Genomic DNA, 5,127 nt, shown 5'->3' with positions numbered 1-5,127 from the left:
GTTGAAATCCAAACTATTATAGCAATCTTTTTTTACAGTATATTCAGTTAACGCCTCTACCTCTTTCCAACTTTCGCCTTCTTTATAATATAGTTTCCAGCTTTCCGGCACACGGAAATCTCCGTCATAATGGTCAAAATCCAACCAATACACTTGTACGTTCGATACGGTATAAGGCTGGTCGAATTCATAAGCCAGTGTTTCGACAGTACCGTTCTTCAGCCACCAATAGTGGTAAGGTTTCGAGATATCCGATGAACGTTTGGGTTCCCATTGGTCATTTACCCCCCATGCCCATGTTTCCACTGAAGCCGATTCAGGAGCGTCTTTCTGTATGGGGGCTTGTATCATCAAAGTACGTGCTTTGCTGGCGATGGTAGGTTCCGGAGTAGGACGAGCGCACTCGGCTGTTTCGGGAATCCATACGGCCATCTGGTCAGCACCGCGGTTGTTCCATGTAGAATAAGGAATTGCCTTGAATGGAACGTCTTTTACATTGCCGTTTCTTTCAACTTCTTTGGCTGTACCGTTCAAAACTATTATGCCATTCAGCAAATCAGCATGGAAAGAAGCCTCCATCGGAGTACCATCGGGGATGAATTTGTTGAATACAGTACTGTCGGCTTGGTCTTGTCCTTCCAAACAGAACATAATAGGGCCCCGTTCTATAGCCAGTTTGCCATGATCATCCTCTACTTGGTCATTTGCTTTCACACGACGTACCTCCATAGGAAGATTGATTTCAACCACATCACCCGCTTTCCAGTTGCGTACAAGGGTGGCATAACCATCATATTGCTTCGCATTGACTTTGGAGCCGTTTACAGAAATGCTATAAGCCTGAGCCTTGTCTGTAAATGAGTAGAGATCTGTAGGTACGGGAGCGTCTTGCGCCCATCCGGGGATACGCACACGCAAAGCAAACTCCTGTTCTTTTTCGGGAGTGACGGCAATACTTATCTTTCCGTCCCACGGATAGCCTGTAGTTTGTTCCACATTTATTTTATTACTTTCCGTTTCAATATCCGCCTTGCTTTGGATAAAGAGATTGACATACACATCATTGCCTTGAGTGGCATACATATAATAAGGTACGGAAGCCATGAAACGGGTTATGTTGCCCGGACAGCAGGCACATCCGAACCAGTGCTGGCGCTCATGCTGCCCCATGGATTCCAACGGATTGTCATAGAAGAACTTGTCACCGCTGAGTGATACGCCCGAAATGACTCCGTTATACAACGCGCGTTCCAGCACATCCGCATATTTGGCATCTCCCGTAGCGAGAAACATACGATGATTCCAATACACATTGGCTATAGAGGCGCAGGTTTCGCAATAGGCTGTGTGATTATTCAGTTCATAGTTCGGACCGAATCCTTCACCTTGTGGGCGGGAACCGATTCCGCCTGTGATAAAGAGTTTTTTGCCGGCCATATTTTCCCAAATACGGGTTAAGGCATTGAAATAGGCGGTATCATGAGTCAAAGCGGCTACATCTGCCACTCCGGAGTAGAGATATCCGGCACGGACGGCATGACCTACTATCTCGTCTTGTTGCAGGATGGGCTTGTGATCCTGACTGTATTCGCTCAGTTTATGTCCGTCTGTTCCTCTGCCGGTTTCTTCTACAAAATACTTGGCCGTCTGCAAATATTTCTCATCGCCTGTCACCTTATATAGTTTGACAAGAGCCATCTCGGCGATAGGATGACCACTGGGACGATGGATCTGTCCTTCGCCGGGTCCGAAGACCTGACATACCAAATCGGCATTTTTGATAGCTACATCCAGTAACGTACGTTTTCCGGTGGCGCGATAATGAGCAACGGCGGCTTCGTACAAATGGCCGCTATTATAGAGTTCGTGACTGTTGATTTTTTCCCAACGGTGCGTGCCCCACCAACCGGATAAACGGGTACATTGATTGGTTACACAGGTAGTAAGATAACCATCCGGTTCCTGTGCGGCAGCTATGATATGGATTACACTGTCCAGGTAGTGATCCAGTTTCTCATCATATTTTACGGCTAACGAGTAAGATGCTCCTTCTATAATTTTATAGGGATCGGTATCGTCGAAAGAAAAGTCACCGCGATGTTCGCCTTTCATCAAACCACCCGCAATGGCAAAGTTATCGAACCGGCCGTTCTTTTCACATTCTTTGAAAGCGGATGGGATGGAAACGGTGCGGTTAGTCTCGATGCGCGGTGTCCAGAAATTATCATCTAAATGAACTTGGGTGAAGGGAACTTCTTTGATAGGGGCATCAGGTTGTGTATAAGGCGTACTACATGCACATACGCTTATTATAGCAATGCTGCTCCATACTATTTGCAATTTGTTTTTCATACTATATCTGTGTTTTTTATTTCAGTATCAACTATGTCAACAGATGCAAAGTAAGTGAACAAACCATTAAGTAGATAAAAGAAAAATCTATTATACTGCGAAAATCGTCTTAAAGATGATCAATCCAGTTTTAATATAACAATATTGATTATCAGTGATTTATACTATTATCATAGACAATTTTTTCATTCTATTGGACAATCGTTTTATCTTGTAAAGGCAAGGATTAAGCAGATTTCTCTGTTTTTTGAGCTTGAATAGTTGGAGATACTTAATTCTTCTTAGAAAACCTCAATAAGATCCGGTGAAACTTTCCTTCTCTGATAATATAAGTTAGATTGGCGTTCCTTATTCAATAAAAAACTTAATGATGCAGCTATGATATATGCGTATATTCGGGTTTCAACTGATAAACAGACTTTAGAGAACCAGCGGTTCGAGATAAATCGTTTTGCCAAACAGAGGGATTTCCAAATTGATGTGTGGGTGGAAGAAACGGTTTCAGGAACACGGTCAGCCAAAGACAGAAAGCTTGGCGTACTATTGAAAAGAATAAAGAAAGGGGATACATTGATTGTGTCGGAGATCTCTCGTTTGGGAAGAAGATTGATGGAAGTAATGAGTATATTGAATGCATGTATGTTGAAAAATGTCATCCTGCTCACGGTGAAAGAGAAATATGAACTGGGAAATAATATACAATCTCAAATATTGGCATTCGCTTTTTCCCTCTCCGCACAAATAGAACGTGACTTGATTTCCCAACGTACCCGTGAGGGACTTGCACGCAGAATCGCCTCCGGACAAAAGTTGGGACGTCCCATGGGAGGACATAACTCGAAATATAAACTTACGGGAAAAGAAGAAAAAATTAAGGCTATGCTGGAGGCGGGAACCAGTAAGGCGGAGATGGCGAGGAAATTGAAAGTCAGCAGGAATACATTGGCAGCTTTCCTGAGTAGGAATGGGGTAGGGATTCATTCCAACTGATAAAGGTGATACGTCTGTCATTCGTAATAAGAAGAAACAAAGCCTCTGATAGATTATTCTTACTCAAATTTAGGTTTTAGCATAAGGATATACATAAAGCACAAAAGCGCTCTGTCACAGTAATATGCACATTACTAATCACTTCCGGTGTAAAAGTCTCTCAAATCCCCCTCAATTGGTATGTCGGTGGGGAAACAAATCCGTTTTTGGGAATGCTCGCATTCGGGAATACCAGCGGACAGGAGGTAGGGTCAGCCCCCCACTGCCTTCCGGCTACTCGTGGGCATCATAGTTTATATCTGACAGGACAGGATACTGTTTGTTTCGGCTATTGAACCTTGTTGCGTATGTAATAAGAACCTGTTCCTATCGTATCTTCACTCCGTTCCGTTTGATATTCCACCTAAGTGAAGCAACTATTCCACCCTAGTGAAAATGGCTGTTCACTAAAGTGAATTCGCCTCTTCACCTAGGCGAAGCAACGAACGCAGCCAGACAAAATATGCCACAGCTATGCTCTCTTGCAAGGAAGCGACCACAGCTATGGCACAGGAATTAAAACAAGCTGTATACGTCAAGCCGAATTTGACAGCGGAGAATGGCAAACCGTTTCAAGGGGACTTGGAATCTATTTACACAGTATATTGTTGATTTACAGCAAGATACTGCGCATAATTTGGAATGGTAATGTGCTGATGCAGAAGAAACTGATACGAAAAATCATCGAAAAAATGGCATCTTATCTTTGTAATTACAAATGCGGCAAGAAGCAACAATTTTGTACTTTCGATGAAAACGTGGATAGAACGGACGAATGAATGCTTCCATTGTAAGGGCAGACACTGCCTCTTATCGGTTACAATTCTTCACAAACAACCATTTCCATACCTCGATATACAACAATGATTTTATGTAGCATGGTAGGACCTATCGCTTTCTGCACAGACTCGCTCGAAGCGTAGCGTTCAGTTTGTTCAATGGCTTGTCGCCTTAATTGTTCTATCCGTTCATTACTGTCTTTTCCTTTGGTATATTTCAGTTCGATGATGTAGGAGTGGCTCATGTCTTTGTAAATATCCAATAACGGATGCAAGAACAGGTCGATGTATCCTTCCTGACTGTCTTTCTCGGACACAGGACGATAGAAAGGATTTTGTGCGGTCATGGCAAGAGTAAAGCCATGAACAAAATATTCACCTTTCTGCTTGTCCTGCTGCGAGGCATAACGGTGCAGGCATCCGGCAATGTATTCAAAGTAAGGTTTCCATTTGCCATCATAAGCCAGCCCTGAGGCAAGCTTCCTCTTTTCATACCTGTCGAAAGTCAAGTCGTTTTCATGATAAGTATCCAGAATGTAGGCAAAGAGTTGTTCACGTACCACCTGGTTGGGGATGGTGAGTTTGGTTTCTCCTTTATGCATTCCGCTGATGGTCAGCATTCCGAAGTAGAAAAGCAATCAGTTCTATCAACTCGTCTACCGAATGATTGAATGGGCATGTTGTGGAGTAATATTCCAGCATATCCCGTACATCTTTTTCTGTGAATCCTGTCATTTCATTGAATTGTGGATTCAGCGTGTAATTGGTGCCGATGTTGAATCCGCTGGTCAGGTCGTCCATGGATAGATAATAAGATAAGAATTGCGTTCGGGAGTAGGGTGTTATCCATGGTAGTTTTATCCGTTTACGATAAAACAATACTGGGTGACTCATATTAACATCTTCACATGCCAAGCTTAAAATAAAACATGCAGTAATATATGTGTATAATTATTTTCTTCTTCTT

Annotated in this window: 5 protein-coding genes; 2 read left to right on the top strand and 3 right to left on the bottom strand. The window is 43.0% G+C overall.

What is annotated here, in order from left to right:
- The coding region (locus AB5935_RS23385) for a glycoside hydrolase family 127 protein (protein WP_234247613.1) at window positions 1-2,352 on the bottom strand (2,352 nt) is incomplete at its 3' end.
- Window positions 2,353-2,730: 378 nt separating this feature from the next.
- Between AB5935_RS23385 and AB5935_RS23380 the strand changes: the two genes are divergently transcribed.
- Window positions 2,731-3,342: a master DNA invertase Mpi family serine-type recombinase gene (locus AB5935_RS23380; protein WP_007841621.1), complete on the top strand. Its 612-nt coding sequence runs from the start codon at window positions 2,731-2,733 to the stop codon at window positions 3,340-3,342.
- Between the two features lie 206 nt (window positions 3,343-3,548).
- A complete protein-coding gene (locus AB5935_RS23375; RefSeq protein WP_008672382.1) occupies window positions 3,549-3,677 on the top strand; it encodes a hypothetical protein in 129 nt (42 codons plus the stop codon).
- Between the two features lie 521 nt (window positions 3,678-4,198).
- Here AB5935_RS23375 and AB5935_RS23370 read toward each other — a convergent pair.
- Together AB5935_RS23370 and AB5935_RS23365 are read right to left on the bottom strand one after the other, a co-directional pair.
- Complete coding sequence (locus AB5935_RS23370; protein ID WP_038608317.1) at window positions 4,199-4,762, bottom strand: PD-(D/E)XK nuclease domain-containing protein; 564 nt, start codon at window positions 4,760-4,762, stop codon at window positions 4,199-4,201.
- Window positions 4,755-5,054 (bottom strand): AAA family ATPase, encoded by a 300-nt coding sequence (locus AB5935_RS23365; RefSeq protein WP_032940701.1) that lies wholly within the window; start codon window positions 5,052-5,054, stop codon window positions 4,755-4,757. The genes AB5935_RS23370 and AB5935_RS23365 overlap by 8 nt, the downstream gene beginning before the upstream one ends.
- Between the last annotated feature and the right edge of the window lie 73 nt (window positions 5,055-5,127).

This window comes from Phocaeicola sp. RTP21198st1_B8_RTP21198_201120, assembly GCF_040929485.1.
Lineage (GTDB): Bacteria > Bacteroidota > Bacteroidia > Bacteroidales > Bacteroidaceae > Phocaeicola > Phocaeicola dorei.
Note: the sequence above shows the minus strand (reverse complement) of the source record. Positions and strands in the feature narration are given on the sequence as shown.